This window comes from Pseudomonas sp. ArH3a (genome assembly GCF_022648765.1).
Classification (GTDB): Bacteria; Pseudomonadota; Gammaproteobacteria; order Pseudomonadales; family Pseudomonadaceae; genus Aquipseudomonas.
Map to the genome: position 1 here is coordinate 5,355,473 of NZ_CP080330.1, position 15,842 is coordinate 5,371,314.

General features: G+C 61.2%; 17 protein-coding genes. 3 read left to right on the forward strand and 14 right to left on the reverse strand.

Translation table 11 applies throughout. The annotated features are described in order from the left end of the window. Window positions 1–6: 6 nt before the first annotated feature. The 4 genes from araG to K0P33_RS24550 all read right to left on the reverse strand — a co-directional run bounded on the left by araG (window position 7) and on the right by K0P33_RS24550 (window position 4,054). Entirely contained in the window at window positions 7–1,506 is a 1,500-nt protein-coding gene (araG, locus tag K0P33_RS24535) for an L-arabinose ABC transporter ATP-binding protein AraG (protein ID WP_242152042.1), read from the reverse strand. Next, window positions 1,503–2,483, reverse strand: coding sequence for a substrate-binding domain-containing protein (locus K0P33_RS24540; RefSeq protein ID WP_242152045.1), 981 nt, complete (start codon window positions 2,481–2,483; stop codon window positions 1,503–1,505). The genes araG and K0P33_RS24540 overlap by 4 nt, the downstream gene beginning before the upstream one ends. A gap of 32 nt (window positions 2,484–2,515) precedes the next feature. Continuing rightward, window positions 2,516–3,337: an SDR family oxidoreductase gene (locus tag K0P33_RS24545; protein ID WP_094952798.1), complete on the reverse strand. Its 822-nt coding sequence runs from the start codon at window positions 3,335–3,337 to the stop codon at window positions 2,516–2,518. Between the two features lie 237 nt (window positions 3,338–3,574). After that, window positions 3,575–4,054 (reverse strand): GNAT family N-acetyltransferase, encoded by a 480-nt coding sequence (locus K0P33_RS24550; protein WP_094952803.1) that lies wholly within the window; start codon window positions 4,052–4,054, stop codon window positions 3,575–3,577. A gap of 188 nt (window positions 4,055–4,242) precedes the next feature. Here K0P33_RS24550 and K0P33_RS24555 point away from each other — a divergent pair, with 188 nt between their 5' ends. From K0P33_RS24555 to K0P33_RS24565, 3 genes are all read left to right on the forward strand, one after another. After that, on the forward strand, window positions 4,243–5,439 hold the full coding sequence (locus K0P33_RS24555) for an MFS transporter (RefSeq protein WP_242152048.1): 1,197 nt from the start codon (window positions 4,243–4,245) through the stop codon (window positions 5,437–5,439). 85 nt (window positions 5,440–5,524) lie between these two features. Beyond that, window positions 5,525–5,869, forward strand: coding sequence for a hypothetical protein (locus tag K0P33_RS24560; protein WP_094952800.1), 345 nt, complete (start codon window positions 5,525–5,527; stop codon window positions 5,867–5,869). Window positions 5,870–5,920: 51 nt separating this feature from the next. Then, window positions 5,921–6,187 (forward strand): hypothetical protein, encoded by a 267-nt coding sequence (locus tag K0P33_RS24565; protein ID WP_094952801.1) that lies wholly within the window; start codon window positions 5,921–5,923, stop codon window positions 6,185–6,187. A 198-nt stretch (window positions 6,188–6,385) separates the two neighbouring features. Here the strand turns inward: K0P33_RS24565 and K0P33_RS24570 are convergent, their stop codons facing one another. From K0P33_RS24570 to K0P33_RS24615, 10 genes are all read right to left on the reverse strand, one after another. Continuing rightward, window positions 6,386–7,114, reverse strand: coding sequence for a class I SAM-dependent methyltransferase (locus tag K0P33_RS24570; RefSeq protein WP_094952780.1), 729 nt, complete (start codon window positions 7,112–7,114; stop codon window positions 6,386–6,388). 25 nt (window positions 7,115–7,139) lie between these two features. Beyond that, window positions 7,140–8,057, reverse strand: a complete 918-nt coding sequence (locus tag K0P33_RS24575) for a PfkB family carbohydrate kinase (RefSeq protein ID WP_242152050.1) — start codon at window positions 8,055–8,057, stop codon at window positions 7,140–7,142. Further along, a complete protein-coding gene (locus K0P33_RS24580) occupies window positions 8,050–9,516 on the reverse strand; it encodes a cytosine permease (protein WP_242152053.1) in 1,467 nt (488 codons plus the stop codon). Before K0P33_RS24580 ends, K0P33_RS24575 begins: the two co-directional genes overlap by 8 nt. Before the next feature lie 194 nt (window positions 9,517–9,710). After that, a complete protein-coding gene (locus K0P33_RS24585) occupies window positions 9,711–10,712 on the reverse strand; it encodes an ADP-ribosylglycohydrolase family protein (protein ID WP_094952777.1) in 1,002 nt (333 codons plus the stop codon). After that, window positions 10,709–11,422: a GntR family transcriptional regulator gene (locus tag K0P33_RS24590; RefSeq protein WP_094952776.1), complete on the reverse strand. Its 714-nt coding sequence runs from the start codon at window positions 11,420–11,422 to the stop codon at window positions 10,709–10,711. The genes K0P33_RS24585 and K0P33_RS24590 overlap by 4 nt, the downstream gene beginning before the upstream one ends. A 70-nt stretch (window positions 11,423–11,492) precedes the next feature. Next, window positions 11,493–12,053, reverse strand: coding sequence for a DUF1285 domain-containing protein (locus tag K0P33_RS24595; protein WP_242152056.1), 561 nt, complete (start codon window positions 12,051–12,053; stop codon window positions 11,493–11,495). Between the two features lie 16 nt (window positions 12,054–12,069). Further along, window positions 12,070–12,675, reverse strand: coding sequence for a DUF4823 domain-containing protein (locus tag K0P33_RS24600; RefSeq protein ID WP_094952774.1), 606 nt, complete (start codon window positions 12,673–12,675; stop codon window positions 12,070–12,072). Between the two features lie 102 nt (window positions 12,676–12,777). Beyond that, window positions 12,778–13,746 (reverse strand): radical SAM protein, encoded by a 969-nt coding sequence (locus tag K0P33_RS24605; protein ID WP_094952773.1) that lies wholly within the window; start codon window positions 13,744–13,746, stop codon window positions 12,778–12,780. Window positions 13,747–13,885: 139 nt separating this feature from the next. After that, the gene (locus K0P33_RS24610) at window positions 13,886–14,554 is read right to left on the reverse strand and encodes a TetR/AcrR family transcriptional regulator (protein WP_242152060.1); all 669 of its coding nucleotides are present in this window, start codon (window positions 14,552–14,554) and stop codon (window positions 13,886–13,888) included. 445 nt (window positions 14,555–14,999) lie between these two features. After that, entirely contained in the window at window positions 15,000–15,785 is a 786-nt protein-coding gene (locus K0P33_RS24615; RefSeq protein WP_242152062.1) for a TatD family hydrolase, read from the reverse strand. Window positions 15,786–15,842: the final 57 nt, after the last annotated feature.

Sequence of the window (15,842 nt, forward strand, 5' to 3'; positions counted from 1 at the left end):
AATTCTTCAAGCCCGCGTGCGCGGAAGGGCCAGTTGCAATAACCGTGCTTCATCCGCCTGGTCGCGGTTCAACTCGCCCGTCAGCGCGCCTTCGCTCATCACCACGATACGGTCGGAAATGCCCATCACTTCCATCAGGTCGCTGGACACCACAATCACCGCAATGCCACTGGCCGCTAGGTTGTGGATGATCTGGTAGATCTCCGACTTGGCGCCGATATCGATGCCACGGGTCGGCTCATCGAGCAGCAGCACCTTCATTGGCATCGACAGCCAGCGGCCGAGAATGGCTTTCTGTTGGTTGCCGCCGGACAGGTACATGATTTTCTGTTCGGCGTTCGGCGTTTTGACTTTCATGGCCTTGATTTGCTGGTCGGCGTTGCCCTTCTCCCAGCCTTCACGCAGGAGCCAGCCAAAGGTGGAATGGGCACCGCGCGCACTGATGTTGATGTTCTCAGCCACGCTGGACAGCGGGATGATGCCTTCCTTTTTGCGGTCCTCCGGGCAGAGCAGCACGCCGGCGGCGATGGCATCGCGGGGCGAATGCAGTTGCAGGGTTTGCCCAAACAATTCCAACTGCCCGGCGGTGGCGCGTTGCAGCCCGCTGAGCAAGCGAAACAGCTCAGTGCGCCCGGCACCCACCAAACCAAACAGGCCGAGAATCTCGCCTTTGTGCACTTGCAAGCTGACCGCTTCACGCAAGCCCGGGCCGAGCAAACCCTCGACCTTGAGCGCCACCTCGCCGCGCGCACGCGGGCGGTAATCGTAGATGTCCTGAATATCGCGACCGACCATGCAGGTCACCAACTGGTCATGGGTCAGCGCGGCCATGTCGTCAAAGGTGCGCACGAAGCGGCCGTCCTTGAACACCGTGACGGCGTCGCAGATGCGGAACACTTCTTCCATACGGTGCGACACGTACAGCACCACTTTGCCCTCGTCACGCAGGCGCGTGATGATCGCCATCAAGCGGTCGATTTCGCGTGCCGACAGGCTGCTGGTGGGTTCATCGAACGCAATCACATGGGCGCCACGGGACAACGCCTTGGCGATTTCCACCAGTTGGCGCTGGCCCAGGGACAGGCGCCCGAGCTTCTCCTGCGGGTCGATTTCATCGGCCAGGCCTTTGAGGCAGGCCAGCGCCTGCTTGCGCAGCTGGCCGCCATTGACCACGCCGAAACGCGATGGCAAATGCCCGAGGAACAGGTTCTCGGCCACGGTCATTTCCGGCACCAAGTGCAGCTCTTGGTGGATCACCGCGACACCGTTGGCGATGCTGTCGGCGGCATTTTTGAAGGCCATGGTCTGCTCGCCGATCTGCACCGTGCCGCTGCTCGGAATGTAGGCGCCGCCGAGGATTTTCAGCAGCGTCGACTTGCCCGCGCCGTTCTCACCCATCAGCGCATGTACCGAGTGCGGCCGTGCTTCAAAGCTGATCTGCGCCAAGGCTTTGACCCCGGGAAAATCCTTGCCGATGCCGTTGAAACGCAGGGCTGCGCCGCTCATTTCCACAGACCGATTTTGCTCAACTCTTCCTTGAGGTTGGCGCGGGTGATCAGGGTCACGTTGTCCAACGCGGTGAACTTGGCCGGCTCAGTGCCTTTGGTCACCCACTCGAACATCGCGCTGGCGGTTTTATAGCCCGAAGCGTCCGGGCTCAGCAGCATCGAGCCGTAGAAGCCAGTGTCGGTTTTCTTCAGCTCTTCGATGGCGTCGGTGCCGTTGATGCCGACGCCGATCACGTTGGCCGCCTTGAAACCGGCGCTCTCGGTGGCGCGCACGCCGCCCAATACGGTGCTGTCGTTCATGCCGCCAATGATCAGGTTTTTCGCGGTGCCCGGCAGTTTCACCAGCGCCGAGTTGGTGGAGTCCATGCTGCCCGGCACATCGAGGGTTTTCTGTGCGCTGAACAAGATGTGGTCGGCGGGCAGGCCGGCAGCTTTGAGGCCCTCTACCGAACCGTCGGTGCGTTTCTTACCGGTTTCCAGCTCGTCAAAGGTGTTGATGACGGCGTAGGTGTCTTTCCAGTCCCAGTTGCGACGCTTGGCTTCGGTGGCCATGGCTTCGCCTTGTTTCTGGCCGATCTTGTAGGCGTCCAGGCCGACGTAAGGCACGTCTTCCATGGGCTTGTCTTTGGCGTCGACGAAACGGTCGTCCACCGCCAGCACTTTCAAACCGTTGAGCTTGGCCTTGGCCATGATCGCCGGGCCCAGGGACACGTCCGGTGGGCAGATGACGAAGCCTTTGGCACCGTTGGCCGCGAGGGTGTCGATAGCGGAAAGGGTTTTCTCGCCATCCGGCACGGCGATCTTGATCACGGTGAAGCCCTGGTCCTTGCCGGCTTTTTCGGCGAAAGCCCATTCGGTCTGGAACCAAGGTTCTTCGGCTTGCTTGACCAGGAAGCCGATCTTCACTTCTTCGGCAGATGCAAAGCCGCTAAAGGCAACAGCGAGCGCCAAGGCGCCGAGTGTTTTCTTGAACATGAACCACCTCCTTCTTGTTATTGGAAACGTTTTTAGTCGTGGTACATCACAGAACGCCCGCCATCGATCATCAGGCAGGTTGCATTGATAAAGGGCGCCTCGTCGGTCGCCAGGAACAGCGCCGACATCGCCACCTCAACCGGCTGGCCGATGCGCTTGGGCGGGTGCAGGTCGAAGGCGCGTTGCCGTTCGGCGTGGGGGTCGGGGAAACCGTTCCAGTAATCGACGTTGAGCTGGGTTTCGATATAGCCCGGGGCGATGGCATTCACGCGGATGCCCTTAGGCGCGTATTCGATGCCGAGGGCGCGGGTCAGCCCGAGCAGGCCATGCTTGGCGACCGGATAGGGAAAGCAGCCGGGGATGATGTGGCTGGAATGGGTGGAGGCGATGTTGATGATGTTGCCGATGCCCTGCTCGATCATGTGCGGCAGCACTGTGCGGCAACCGAACCAGGCGCCGTCGAGATCGATGGCGAAGCAACGGCGCCAATCTTCGTCGGTCATTTCCAACGGGTCGCGGAACACATTGACCCCAGCGCAGTTGACCAGCACATCCACACGGCCAAAACGCTCGATGGCCAGGTTGACCAGCGACTGCCATTGCTCTTTAGAGGTGATATCGACGGCTTGCGCGACGATCTCGGCGCCGCGTTCGCGCCAGTGTGCAGCGACTTTTTCGACTTTTTCAGCCTGAATATCTGCGATGACCAAGCGCGCCTGCTGGGCCTGGAAGCAGGCGACGATCGCCTCGCCAATGCCTTGGGCAGCACCTGTGATGATCACCACTTTGTTCTTCAGCCGCTCGCCGTAGGTAGGTTCGGGCACGGCGGGTAATGACAACGGTTGGGGCTGCATCGCTTCACCTGTTTTATTTTTGGTAGTGAGTGCTGATGCTGCCGACTATAAACCCATCATTTGAAATATCTCAATATATAAATTTGCATCCCATATAGTGAGACAAAACCAAAAAAATGTGGAAACGGACTTGCTCGCGAATACGGCGGGTCAGGCAATAAATCATTGGCTGAACCACCGCTATCGCGGGCAAGCCAGCGCCCACATTTGATCTTCGGTGTGCGTGGAAGGGTGAATTCAGCCCTGGGCGAAATCGCGCAGTGCATCCCCTTCCATGCGGTAACGCACCCACTCTTCCTGCGGCTGCGCGCCGATGGATTTGTAGAACGCAATCGCCGGTTCGTTCCAGTCCAGCACGCTCCACTCAAAACGCCCGCAACCGTTGTCGCAGGCGATCTTCGCCAGGTGGCGCAGCAACTTTTTGCCCGCCCCGCCGCCGCGTTGCTCGGGGTTGATGTACAGGTCTTCGAGGTACAGGGAGTTGCTGCCCAGCCACGTGGAGTAACTGAAAAAGAACACCGCAAAACCAATCGGCAAACCGTCTCGCGAGCAGATCAGGCCATGGGCAGTGGCGCCCTCGCTGAACAGGCTGCGCTCGATGTCCACGACACTGGCGATCACTTCATGCCGGGCTTTTTCGTATTCGGCAAGCTCAGTGATGAACGTCAGGATCTGCGCAGCATCGCTGGGCACGGCAGGGCGAATCTCGATGGTCATGGGCGGGCCTTGGGCAATTTCAAAGGCCACATACTAAGGCGCTTTGATGACTGATTGCAGTGCATTTTCGCGGGGCCCGCGCGCTTTACTCCGTCGAACAGTAATCCGAGCACCACCAACCACAGAACAATCCGCTTGGCCACGCGTGGTAAACAGAGGGCATAAATCCAACAATTCGAGACTCGCTCATGCACACCCCGTCTACGGTGGGCGCGAAGACCTTCGCCCTGTTCTGCCTCGCCAGCTTCCTGCTGTCACTGTCCTACGGCTCGACGTTTCTGCTGTCGCTGCTGATTCATTCGCGCGGCGGTAATGAGCACGACGCCGGCAGTGTGATTTCCATGGCGATGCTCAGCACCTTCGTGGCGGTGGTGTTCTCCGGGCATTTGGCCGATGCATTGGGCGCCGCGCGAGCCATTGCGGGGATGGGTGTATTGCTGGTGGTGGCCTGCCTGGGTTTTGCCCTGATGCCGGGGTTTGGCCAAGGCTTAATGGTGTTCGGGCTGGCCCTGGGGTTGGGCTGGGGCGTGTTCTACACCTTGGGCCCGATCATCGTGAGCCTGTTGGTGGAGCCCCAGCAGCGAGCCAAGTACTTTGCCCTGCTGTCGGGCAGCATGTTGAGCGGGATCGGCTCCGGCCCGCTGCTCGGGCGCGCTGCCAGTGCGCTGGACCTGCCCCTGACCACGGCGTTCTACATCGCCGGGGTGGCCAGCCTTGCCGGGGTGGTGATGTTCTGGCGCATGGGCGCTCAACTCAAGCAGCACGCGAATGTGCCGGCGTCGAGGATTTCCTGGGCCGCCAGCCGTCGCGTGCTGTCCTCCAAGGCGGGGTTCGCGATCTTGATGGTCGGCCTGGGAGGTTGCGTGTTTGGTGGGCTTTCGTCGTTCCAGACCAGTTACGCGGCCGCGCACGGGTTGGACTATTCGCTGTTCTTCGCGGGGTTCCTGAGTGCTGCGATCACCAGCCGCCTGTTGATCGCGGGGTTCGTGGTCAAGCGTGATGCCTACCGGGCCGCCTGTGTGTTGTCCGGGATCATGCTCGGAGCCATCGCACTGTTTGCGTTTGGCGTGAGCGGTAATCTCAGCTACTTGCTGGCCGCTGCCACGCTGGGGGTTGGATACGGCCTGACGTATTCGGTGATCAATGGGTTGGTAGCCAACGAAGCGCCAGCCGGAACCACGTCACAAGCGCTGCTGCTGTTCAGCCTGGCGTACTTTGTCGGCGTGTTCGGGTTTCCCTGGCTGGCGGGCAAGATCATCGTCGACTACGGCATGCCCGTGCTGATGCTCAGCCTATTGGTCATCGCCGCGTTGAACTGGCTAATCACCGCGGCCCGCCTAATCAGGCGCCATCTTTCAGCACATAAAATCTTACAGGTGAGCTAATACCGTTCGTCGCCATCAAGGCACGAACGCGAAGGCCGGGCGGACCAATAAAGGGTAAGGACATTAATCATATGGAGACACCCTCATGAAGAATTCCAAGTTTGCCGCCCTCGCCCTCACGGGCCTGTTGTCTGCCGCCTCGCTGAACGCGTTTGCGGCCACTTCCTCGACCGGCAAGACTGACCCGGTCGGCAGCCCACCGAACCCTGCCACCCAGGAATCTCAGGATTCGATGGGCACCGGCATGGATACCAATGGTGGCGCGATCATCCAACCCGGCGCTGACCCTCGCACCCAGGGCAATGACACCCAACGCCAGGCGCCCGCTGCGGTCGGCAACGGCAAAATGGGGCCGAGTGTTAACCAGCCAAAAATCAACACCGGTGATGACTCCAACGTCCCTGGCTCGCCAAAACAACCTGCGCCTTGATACATCGGACGCAAGACGAACACCCGATCATTTCCCAGTGAAGAGGTACGCATGAACGTCGATAGAAACCTTGAGAAAGAAGTCCTCACCCGCCTGCTGCACGCCCACCCTAACGGCCTGGGCAAGGAGGTGCTGGATAACTACCGCGGCGAGAAGGAGGTTGCCAGTGTCTTGGCGTTCCTGCAGGACCGTGGGTTTATCAAGGATGGGCATGTGACCACCGACGACGCCGGTGAATATTCGTTAAACCTGCCGATCAAGCTGACCGCCTCGGGCGTTGACGAGGCACGCAAGCTGGACGGTGAAGGCTCTCAGTGATCCATTTTGTCTGGTCTGGCCCGTTGATTGAAGCGCTGCGCAAAGCTGGCTAACGCCGGTTTTCCAGCCACTACAAAACTCATGTGGGAGCGGGCTTGCTCGCGAATGCGGTCAACCAGTCACCTTATAGGTTGGCTGACACTGCGCATTCGCGAGCAAGCCCGCTCCCACAGTTTGATTTGTGCTGCACACCCGAAATCAGCGTTGAGCCGACACCAGCAGCATCATTGGGCGCTCTTGCTCTTCCGCCAGTTCGGGCCGAGCAATCAGGTCCGCTTCGCTTGGCCCCCACTCCTGCACATGACTCAGCGTAAACCCCGCCTGAATCAACAAATTCAGCAACGTGCCCAAGGTACGATGCTGCTTGATCACGCCATCGGCCAGCCAGTTGGTCACCCGCGGCCCTTCCAACTGGTAACCATCCACCGGCCAACTCTTACGGCCCTGATCATCCACCAGCCACCCAGGATTGCGCGGCGCCATGAAGATCGGGTGTTCGATGGAAAACACCAGCCGCCCACCGGGCACCAGCGCCTGGTGTATGCGCGCAAACAGCCCTTTGAGGTCGACGATGTAATGGAAGGCCAGGGCGCTGTAGGCCAGATCGAATGCGCCGGCAGGTAGGTCGAGCTGTTCCAGGTCGGCGATTGCATAAGTGATGGTCGGCGCAGAGGTCATCTCTTTGGCCCGCGCCAGCATCTTGTGCGACACGTCCAACCCGAGCACCTGCGCGGCGCCCTGCTCCTCGGCCCAGCGGCTGAACCAGCCGTAGCCACAGCCAAGGTCCACCACTTTCAAGCCACGCATCGGCGGCAGCAGTGCCTGCAAGGCAGGCCACTCCGGCGCACCGGCCAGGCCTTCGACCGAGCGGCCCATCTTGCTGTAGCCCTCGAAGAAGGCCGGGGTGTCGTAGATATTCTGGGTCATGGGCTCATTCCCTGCTAAGAAGGCCCTATTCTGCCAACAACGCATCCACTTCGTCAGTACCCGGTGATGTCGCCGGCCCCCAGCGTGTCACCGCCAACGCCGCGGCAGCATTCGCGCGACGCGCTGCTTGTGAAGGTTGCAACCCCTTGGCCAACCCCGCAAGAAACACACCGGCATGGGCATCCCCCGCGCCGTTGCTGTCCACCGCTGTCACCTTGAAACCCGGCACATGCTCGGCCTGGCCTTGGTGGCTCACCCAGCACCCATTCGGCCCATCGCGCACCACCAGCAGTGCCTCAGCCGGCAGGTGGCGATTAAGTTCAAGCAGCGCCTCGGCCAACGTCCTCGCACCAGTAAACGCCAGGGCTTCGGGGCCATTGCTGGTCCAGATGTCGATACGCGGCAGCAAGGCAACCATCAACGCCGAATCCGGCGCTTTGACCAGCGGCCCCGGGTCGAACACCACCGTGATTTCACGCGGCAGCGCCAGCAGCCAATCGAGCAACGCCTGCGCCTTGCCTTCAAGCAACAGGCTGTAGCCGCTGACGTACACATAGTCGTCCGCGCGCGGCACCACACCGGCCAAATCCTCGGCGCTCAACTCCCCTTCAGCGCCGATATGCGAAATGAACGTGCGTTCGGTGGTGGCCTCGGTCAGCGACACACACAAACCGGTGTCCTTGCCATCGCTGGCCGCCTGCGCGATTTCCACGCCTTCAGCCTGCATCGCTGCGCGCGCCAGGTCGCCGAAACGGCCGTTGCCATGCCGGCCGAGGTAAATCACCGGCAAACCATTGCGCCGGGCAGCAGCCATTACGTTGAAGCCGCCGCCGGCTTCGAAGCTGGCGGATTGCGCCAGCACGTCGCCGCCGGTCGCAGGCAGTGTGTCGAGGGCCATCACCAGGTCGACGATGACCTGGCCGGTGTGCAGCAATCTAGACATTAGGGCTCTCGACTAAAGCCGGACGACGGTCAGCCGCGCCGCCCAGTAGCTCATAAATCCCGCCGGCCACCAGGAAGGTGACGATCCAGCCCAGGCCGTTATGGCCCAGCCACGAGTCGGACAACGGCCCGGCGAACCAAATATTTTCGGCGGTGGTGCCGATGGTGGTGAAGCAAAAACCCAGCACAATCGCTATCGCCCAGGCGCCGAATGCACGCCATTCCACACCGCCGCGATACCAGTAGGCGCTGCTGGGGCTCACGTCCAGCAGGTCTTGGGGGCTGTAGTAGTGACGGTGGATGAGGTCGACCACGAAGATGCCGACCCACGCGGTGATCGGCACGGCCAGCAGCGAGATGAAGGTGATGAAGGGGCCGTAGAAACTGTCGGCGATCAGCATGAAGTAAATCGAGCCGGCGAAGATCGCCACGATGTCGACGATCACCGCGTGCACGCGCTTGACCTTCAAGCCGAGGGTCAAGGTGGTAAGGCCCGCCGAGTACACCGAGAGGTTATTCGACAGCAACAGCCCGCCAAACGCGGTGATCAGGTACGGCACGGCCATCCAGGTGGGCAGCATGTCGCGGATCGCGATGATCGGGTCAGTGGCCGAGGCCAGGTCGTTGTTGCCCACCGACAGCAGGCCGCCGAGGGTGATCAGCAGCACCAGCGGAATGCCCGCGCCAAAAGCGGCAGATGCCACCAGGCGTGCGGCTTTGACGCTGCGGTGCTGGTAGCGCGACATGTCGGCACCGGCGTTGGCCCAGCCGATGCCGGTGCCGGCAGCCATGGTGCCGACGCCGATGATCATTGCGCTCAACGGCGCCGGGGTGGCATTGAACACCGCGCTCCAGTCGATGGTGGCGCAGAGGAAGCCGCCCACCAGAATGTTCAGCGCGCCGAACACGTAGGTGGCCCACTTCTGGATGACCAACAAGGTGGCGTGGCCGAGGCCGGAGACGGACAGGGTCAGCAGCACGAAAATGGCAATGAAGATCAGCGTCAGCACCGGTGCGCTTTTTGCCTCGACCGGCGAACCGAACAGGATCGAGCACAACGACAGCAAAACAAACGCGGCGGTGGTGGTGTTGACGGTTTCCCAGCCCAGGCGCGACATCAGCGAGACCAAGGTGGGGCCGATATTGCCGCGCACGCCGAAGATGGCGCGCGACAGCGTCAGGCTTGGTGCACGCCCGCGACGACCGGCAATCGAGATGATACCCACCACGGCGAAAGAGCCGGCGGCGCCGAGGATCGCGACGATGATCGCCTGCCAGATCGCCAGGCCACGAAAGGCCACGAGGGTCGCGCCGAGCGGCAAGCCGAGGATGCTGATGTTGGCCGCGAACCACACCCAGAACAGCTGCAGCGGATGGCCGTTACACTCGCCTTCAGGGACCGGTTCGATACCGCGTGTTTCCAATTGCCCGGCGCTTTGGCCGCTAGACGGGGTGCTCATGAGGGAGATGCTCCTGGTGCCTGTATTGTTGTGGTTGTGGCAGATAGTCAAAGCTTCAATCGGTCGTCCTGACTCAAACTGGGCTCAATGTGGGCGCTGGCTTGCCTGCGATAGCGGTGGTTCAGCCAACTGATAGGCCACCTGATACACCGATTTCGCGAGCAAGCCCGCTCCCACCTGTTTGCCTGCGGCGCTTATCGAATTTCGAGCAGCCCTTGCACCAGCGCCTGCAAATCCAGGCCATTGACCTGCTTGACCTGTTCAATCATCGCCTCAGGCCAGCACTGCATGCCCAAACACGCGCCCAACATCGCGCCGAGGATCGCGGCGATGGTGTCGGTGTCGCCGCCAAGGCTGGCGGCCAGGCACACGGCCTCAAAGGCATTCATCGCACCCACCGCCACTTGTTGCGCGAGGGCAAACGAGACCACTACCGATTCCTGGGACGCGACGGAGGTGCCGATCAATTCGTAGAGCAGGTCGGCAAACAAGGCCTTGTCGCCGCTGCCGACGCTCAAGGTCCGTGCCCAACTGATTCGCGTGGAAATGCGTCCACCGGCAATCCAGTGGCCGTGGCGTTCGGCCTGCTGGGCAACCTGGGTGCCAATGTTGAGTGCTTCGCCCAGGTCCACGCCGTTGATGCCGGCCGAGACCACCGCGGCCACCGCCGCCGCACTGGAGATACCCAGCGTGGTGTTATGGGTGACCTGGCAGGCCTGAATCACGGCCTGGATAAACTGCGCCGGGTCGCTGACATCGGCGGCGATCCCCACCGGCGTGATACGCATCGCGGCGCCATTGGTGGTGCCGTAGCGCCCGGATTCTTCCGGGGTGTGGCCGGCGAGGATCATGTCGATGGCGCGCTTGGTCGATGGCCCGAGCAAATCCTGGGAGCCCTTGGCGCGCATCACCGCTTCCCAGTCGATCAGGCGTTGGGCGAGCACGGTCGGTTCGATCTTGCCCTTGCCTTCGACCAGCAACTCGCCGACCAGGATCGCCTGTTCAGTGTCATCGGTGATCGAACCGGCCGGCATATTCGGCGCAATCGGTTGGTCGCCATCGGCGTCCTCCAGGCCGGTGATGGCCCCGAAGCGCTGCTGCACCTGCTCGCGGCTCAAGGACTGGGTGGGCATGCCCAGAGCGTCGCCCAAGGCCAAGCCGTAGAAGGCGCCAAGCGCGCGATTTTCCGCGGTCATTTTGAAGCTCCAAACTGCAGATGCAGACGAAAGTGCAGAGGGTCGAGCAGGCTTTCGACGTACTCCATGAAGCGCTCGCGACGGTCGTAGGTGGTGCGCGAGGCCTTGAGAAATACCGTGCCGGCCGGACGGCCTAGCAACTCGGCGTCTTCGTCGCTCAGCGGCTCGGCGCCGATCCATTGGTCACCTTCGGCACCGATGTAGCCGTAGGCCGCCAGGGTGATGGTCAGGGAGTTGTCGATCAGGCCGACGCGGGGCAGGCTTTCCAGGCCACCGGTGGCGGGCATCAGCGAGCGCTCCAGCGACACGGCCGTGCCGTCAGTGGTGCGCCGACGGCGGTCGAGGGCGATGAACTGGTCGCTGCCGAAACGGCTGAACAGGTCCGGACGGGTCACGGCGTCCAGGCGCAGGATGTCGGTGGTCACCTGCGCGCCGGTGTCAGCCAAAGCCTGGGCCCAGCCGCTGCGTTGGTCGAGGACCATGCCGTCAAAGGTGACGATGGAACCTACGCCGCTCTGGGTGGCGATGTAGTTGCGGCGTTTGAGCTCAGCCAAGGCTTCGCGCAGGGTGCCACGGCTGACCGCGAATTCCTCGGCCAACTGATGCTCGCCCGGCAGCAGGAACCCGTCGGCCATCACTCCACCCTCGATACGGCGGATGAGCTCGTCGACGACGCGTTTTTTCTTATCAAATCGGACATGTCTAATCATGTACAAACTGATAACCGAAAGCGCCTAATGACAGCAAGCACATTATTTCAGGAGGATGAAAAAGCCGGCCTCAGGGTTCCAGGCCGATGCGGAAAAACTCACCGCCGCTCCAGACGCCCAGCCAGTTCTGACCGTTGATCGGACGGCTGACCGCAAGCTCCACCAGTTGGTAGAACACGTTGCGGTGCACGAGGGCTTCAAGGTTGGTGCGCACCCGCAGGTACGGCGCCGGTTCCTGGGTGACTGGGTCGATGACGACACGCAGCGGGTGTTCGAGGCCGGCTTCGATTTGATCGTCAACGTTGGTGCTGAAGCGCAGTACTTGGCTCTCGCCCTGCCCTTCGACCTCCAGGGTCACCGCGACAAACGGCGCATCATCGACGCTGATGCCGACCTTTTCCACGGGCGTGACCAGGAAGTAATCATCGCCATCGCGGCGGATGATGTTGGAGAACAGCTTGACCATCGGCTTACGCCCGATCGGCGTGCCTTGGTAGAACCACGTGCCGTCGCGGGCGATGCGCATGTCGATGTTGCCGCAAAAATCCGGGTTCCACAGGTGTACCGGTGCCGGCCCCTTGCCCTTGGGCAGTTGGGCCAATAGGTCATTGGCCTTGGCGGAATCGGTCATCGGGCGCTCCTCTGGCTTACTGATTACTCATACCCAGCAGGCTCCGGGCGTACTGCGCCAGTGGGCGGGCAATCAGATCTTCTGGCTTGTTGTCGTGGAACGTCAGTAAACCGCCACGACTGCGAATACGTGCAGTATCAATCAAATACTGGGTGCTGGTCTCGATCAACATGATCTGAATGACGCCAGTGTCGATCCCGACGCGGTCCAGGGCCTGTTGATCGGTCCACTCGTCGGTATTGCCGATACGGTCATCGGCTGCCGCGAAGCGGCAATACAGCAGGTAATGCGCACCCGCCGCGCGGGCTTCGGACATGGCCTGTTCCAGGCCTTCAGGCTTGTGGGCGCGACGCACCATCGGGAAATATTCGACGAAACCGTTGAAGGCTTCCTCAGCCACCACGTTAGGGCGCGGATAGGCGCTGCCCGGCGGCACAAACACACCCTGGGCGATAAACACAAAAGAGTCCGGCTGTATGCGAATCGACGCGGTGCGGCGCGTATCACTGTGGTCCAGCAACCCGGCGTCGCTCATCTGATAGCGGGTGCCTTCGGCCATATCGCTGACGGTCATGCAACCACTCAGCGTCAATGACGCCAGCAACAAAACCAGACTTCGCATCCTAATCCTCCAGAAGCCGGTGACGGAAAACCGGCGAATGGGCGTGAGATGCAGAATCCGCGCCAGAGGAGCAGATATTAGCTACAAGCTTGAGACTCGGCGTCAGCCGCCAATGATTTTCATGATGGTCGCACCGCCGGAGAAGGCCACTTCCTGTTTGTCACCCAGGGCCTTCATCAACAAACCCTGCAAGGCCGGCAGCGCCTGGTGGCGCGGCTGGTCGAGCAGGTCGCCGACGTAGTGACGGTTGCTCGACGACAGGCAACCATGCAACCAACCCGTGGACGACAGCCGCAGCCGCGAACAGGTACGACAGAACGGCACGCTTTCGTTGGCTATCACACCAAAGAAGCCCTTGCCCGGCACTTCGTAGCGCACTGCCGTGGCGTCGACCGGCGCATTGGCTTGCAGGTATTCGTGGTGTTCGCCGATCAGGCTGAGCAGTTGCTGCAAGCTGACGAATTGCTGCAGGAACGCGTTGGAGTCCTTGGCCAGGTGGCCCATGCGCATCAGCTCGATAAAGCGCAGCTCGTAGCCACGCTCCAGGCAGTAGTCGAGCAGCGGCATGACCTGGTCGAGGTTCTGCCCGCGCAACGGCACCATGTTCACTTTGATCTTGATCCCGGCAGCGCGGGCCTGGTCCATGCCATCGAGCACGGTGGCCAGGTCGCCGCCACGGGCAATGGTGCGGAAGGCGTCGGCGTCCAGGGTGTCGAGGGAGACGTTGATGCGGCGGATGCCGGCCTCTACCAGCAATGGCAGCTTGCGTGCGAGCAATTGGCCGTTGGTGGTCAGGCTGATATCACTGAGGCCCATCCCACCCACCGCGCGCATGAAGGCTTCCAATTTAGGACTGACCAGCGGCTCGCCGCCAGTGATGCGCAGGCGCTCGATGCCCGCCGCTTCGATCAGATACGCCACGCCACGGGCCATGGCCTCGGCCGAGAGCTCGTCCTGGGCAGCCACCAGCCGCTTGCCGTTAGGCACGCAGTAGGTACACGCGTAATTGCAGGCTGAGGTCAGGCTGATCCGCAAATTGCGAAACCGCCTGCCTTGACGATCAACGATCATGGATCACTCCGGCAGAGGATTGTTCGGGCGCGCTAAAAGCTGACTTATAAATCAACTTTTAGCAAGGTCCTTGCCTGAGTATATTCCTGGGGTACTGCAACTGGCAGTAAATCATTGCGCCAGTAGTGTCGGGAACGGCTTAAGTCGCGGGGGTTTCGCCACTCTTGGGCTCAGCACTTGGCAGCTCGGCGCTGTGCTTACGCTTGTTGCCCATGCGCACGCCGATGTCCATCAGGAACTGGAAGAAGCCTTCCTGATCTTCCAGCACATTGCTCCAGAACGGCGAGTGGTACAGCGCCACGGCGCCATGCACCAAGGCCCAGGCAGCGCAGTAGTGGAAATACGGTGGCACGTCTTCAAGCTTGCCTTCGCTGATGCGGCCTTTGATCAACAGAGTCAGGCGCTCGAAGTTCGAGGCGCGGATCTTGTGCAGCTCCTCGACCATTTCCGGCACCTGATGGCCCTTGACCACCTTCTCTTCCAGGCGATCGAACAGGCGGTAACGCTGCGGGTCACGCATGCGGAACTCGAAGTAGGCCCGGGACAGCGCTTCCTTGTCCTTGTCGACATCGGCCGAATGCAGCAGCTCGTTCAAGTCGCGCTCGTAGTCGAGCATCAGGCGCAGATAGATCTCGGCCTTAGATTTGAAATGCTTGTAGATCGTGCCTTTGCCGATACCCACGGCATCCGCAATTATCTCGACGGTGACGCTGTCTTCACCTTGTTCGAGGAACAACTTGAGTGCGGTGTCGAGAATTTCCTGCTCACGGCGGCGAAACTCACGGACCTTACGGGGTTCTTTTTGCATGAGGGAGAGGTCTGCAGAGGTGAATATTAGGAGGGTTGTGCATGGCCACGGCTACATGACGATACGATTTACCCAGTACGAGGGATTATCCCGACTGAACAGTCGTTGGGCAACGTCTATGTGAACCCGTCACGCACTTTAGCTTCAGCACGCCAACGATTTCATTGATATCAGTCAGAAACGAGACGTGCCCAAGGGCGCCGTGCACCTGCTCAATGAGAACTCAAGCGAAGCGCGCGTATTCCAAATCTGTTTAAAAAACGATCAGATGCGACTGGACTGAACGGGATACTGATCAATACTTGAACTGTCGACGTGACATCTCCCCCAAGTGACGCGTCGACCTGGGTACCGACGGACTGCGTACTCTTGTTTTACTCCTAATGGTCTTAGCCCGGATTCCCCCCCCAGAACCCGGGTTTTTTTTGCCTGCGATTAGGCCTTATCAGCCGGCAACGTGGGCGAGCGGGAACAGGCGCTTGAAGTTCTCGGTGGTCTGCTCGGCAAAGCGCTCGTAGGATTCGCCGCGCAGCATCGCCAGGTAATCCGCCACGTCCCGCACGTATTCCGGCAGGTTCGGCTTGCCACGATGGGGGATGGGCGCCAGGTACGGCGAATCGGTTTCCACCAGCAGGCGGTCGGCCGGCACCTGGCGCGCCACGTCACGCAGGGCGTCGGCGTTGCGGAAGGTGACGATACCCGACAGGGAAATGTAGAAGCCCAGGTCCAGCGCGGCCTTGGCCATGTCCCAGTCTTCGGTGAAGCAGTGCAGCACGCCAGCCTGTGGCAATGCGGCTTCGCGCAGCAGCGTGAGCGTGTCGGCGCGGGCGCCCCGGGTGTGGACAATCACCGGCTTGCCGGTTTGCTGGGCGGCTTGCAGGTGCAGGCGGAAGGATGCCTGCTGCAATTGGGCGGCTTCGGGCTCGTAGTGGTAATCCAGGCCGGTTTCGCCAATCGCCACCACGCGTGGGTGGTTGAGTTCACCCAGTAGCCAATCCAGGGCCAGCGCTTCACCGGGTTTGAGATCCAGCGGGTGGATGCCCACCGAACAATCGACATCGGCATAACGATCAGCCAGCGCTTTGACGTCGGCGGCGTTCTCGGCGCTCACGCCGATGCACAGGAAGTGCCCTACTCCACGCTGGCGCGCCGCTTCAAGGGCAGCGTCAAGGGAGCCACCGTGCTGGGCAAGGTCGAGGCGATCAAGGTGGCAATGGGAATCTACGAGCATAGGAAGTTACAACTTAGTCCGGTAAAGGTGAGCCACGGAACGTGTCTGGCCAACGAT

Bases quoted from the DNA above. Each gene is read 5' to 3' on its own strand.
- K0P33_RS24540 (WP_242152045.1), bottom strand. From the start codon at position 2,483: ATGTTCAAGAAAACACTCGGCGCCTTGGCGCTCGCTGTTGCCTTTAGC.
- K0P33_RS24575 (WP_242152050.1), bottom strand. From the start codon at position 8,057: ATGTCTAGATTGCTGCACACCGGCCAGGTCATCGTCGACCTGGTGATG.
- K0P33_RS24580 (WP_242152053.1), bottom strand. From the start codon at position 9,516: ATGAGCACCCCGTCTAGCGGCCAAAGCGCCGGGCAATTGGAAACACGC.
- K0P33_RS24605 (WP_094952773.1), bottom strand. From the start codon at position 13,746: ATGATCGTTGATCGTCAAGGCAGGCGGTTTCGCAATTTGCGGATCAGC.
- K0P33_RS24595 (WP_242152056.1), bottom strand. From the start codon at position 12,053: ATGACCGATTCCGCCAAGGCCAATGACCTATTGGCCCAACTGCCCAAG.
- araG (WP_242152042.1), bottom strand. From the start codon at position 1,506: ATGAGCGGCGCAGCCCTGCGTTTCAACGGCATCGGCAAGGATTTTCCC.
- K0P33_RS24585 (WP_094952777.1), bottom strand. From the start codon at position 10,712: ATGACCGCGGAAAATCGCGCGCTTGGCGCCTTCTACGGCTTGGCCTTG.
- K0P33_RS24610 (WP_242152060.1), bottom strand. From the start codon at position 14,554: ATGCAAAAAGAACCCCGTAAGGTCCGTGAGTTTCGCCGCCGTGAGCAG.
- K0P33_RS24570 (WP_094952780.1), bottom strand. From the start codon at position 7,114: ATGACCCAGAATATCTACGACACCCCGGCCTTCTTCGAGGGCTACAGC.
- K0P33_RS24560 (WP_094952800.1), top strand. From the start codon at position 5,525: ATGAAGAATTCCAAGTTTGCCGCCCTCGCCCTCACGGGCCTGTTGTCT.
- K0P33_RS24590 (WP_094952776.1), bottom strand. From the start codon at position 11,422: ATGATTAGACATGTCCGATTTGATAAGAAAAAACGCGTCGTCGACGAG.
- K0P33_RS24600 (WP_094952774.1), bottom strand. From the start codon at position 12,675: ATGCGAAGTCTGGTTTTGTTGCTGGCGTCATTGACGCTGAGTGGTTGC.
- K0P33_RS24615 (WP_242152062.1), bottom strand. From the start codon at position 15,785: ATGCTCGTAGATTCCCATTGCCACCTTGATCGCCTCGACCTTGCCCAG.
- K0P33_RS24565 (WP_094952801.1), top strand. From the start codon at position 5,921: ATGAACGTCGATAGAAACCTTGAGAAAGAAGTCCTCACCCGCCTGCTG.
- K0P33_RS24550 (WP_094952803.1), bottom strand. From the start codon at position 4,054: ATGACCATCGAGATTCGCCCTGCCGTGCCCAGCGATGCTGCGCAGATC.
- K0P33_RS24555 (WP_242152048.1), top strand. From the start codon at position 4,243: ATGCACACCCCGTCTACGGTGGGCGCGAAGACCTTCGCCCTGTTCTGC.
- K0P33_RS24545 (WP_094952798.1), bottom strand. From the start codon at position 3,337: ATGCAGCCCCAACCGTTGTCATTACCCGCCGTGCCCGAACCTACCTAC.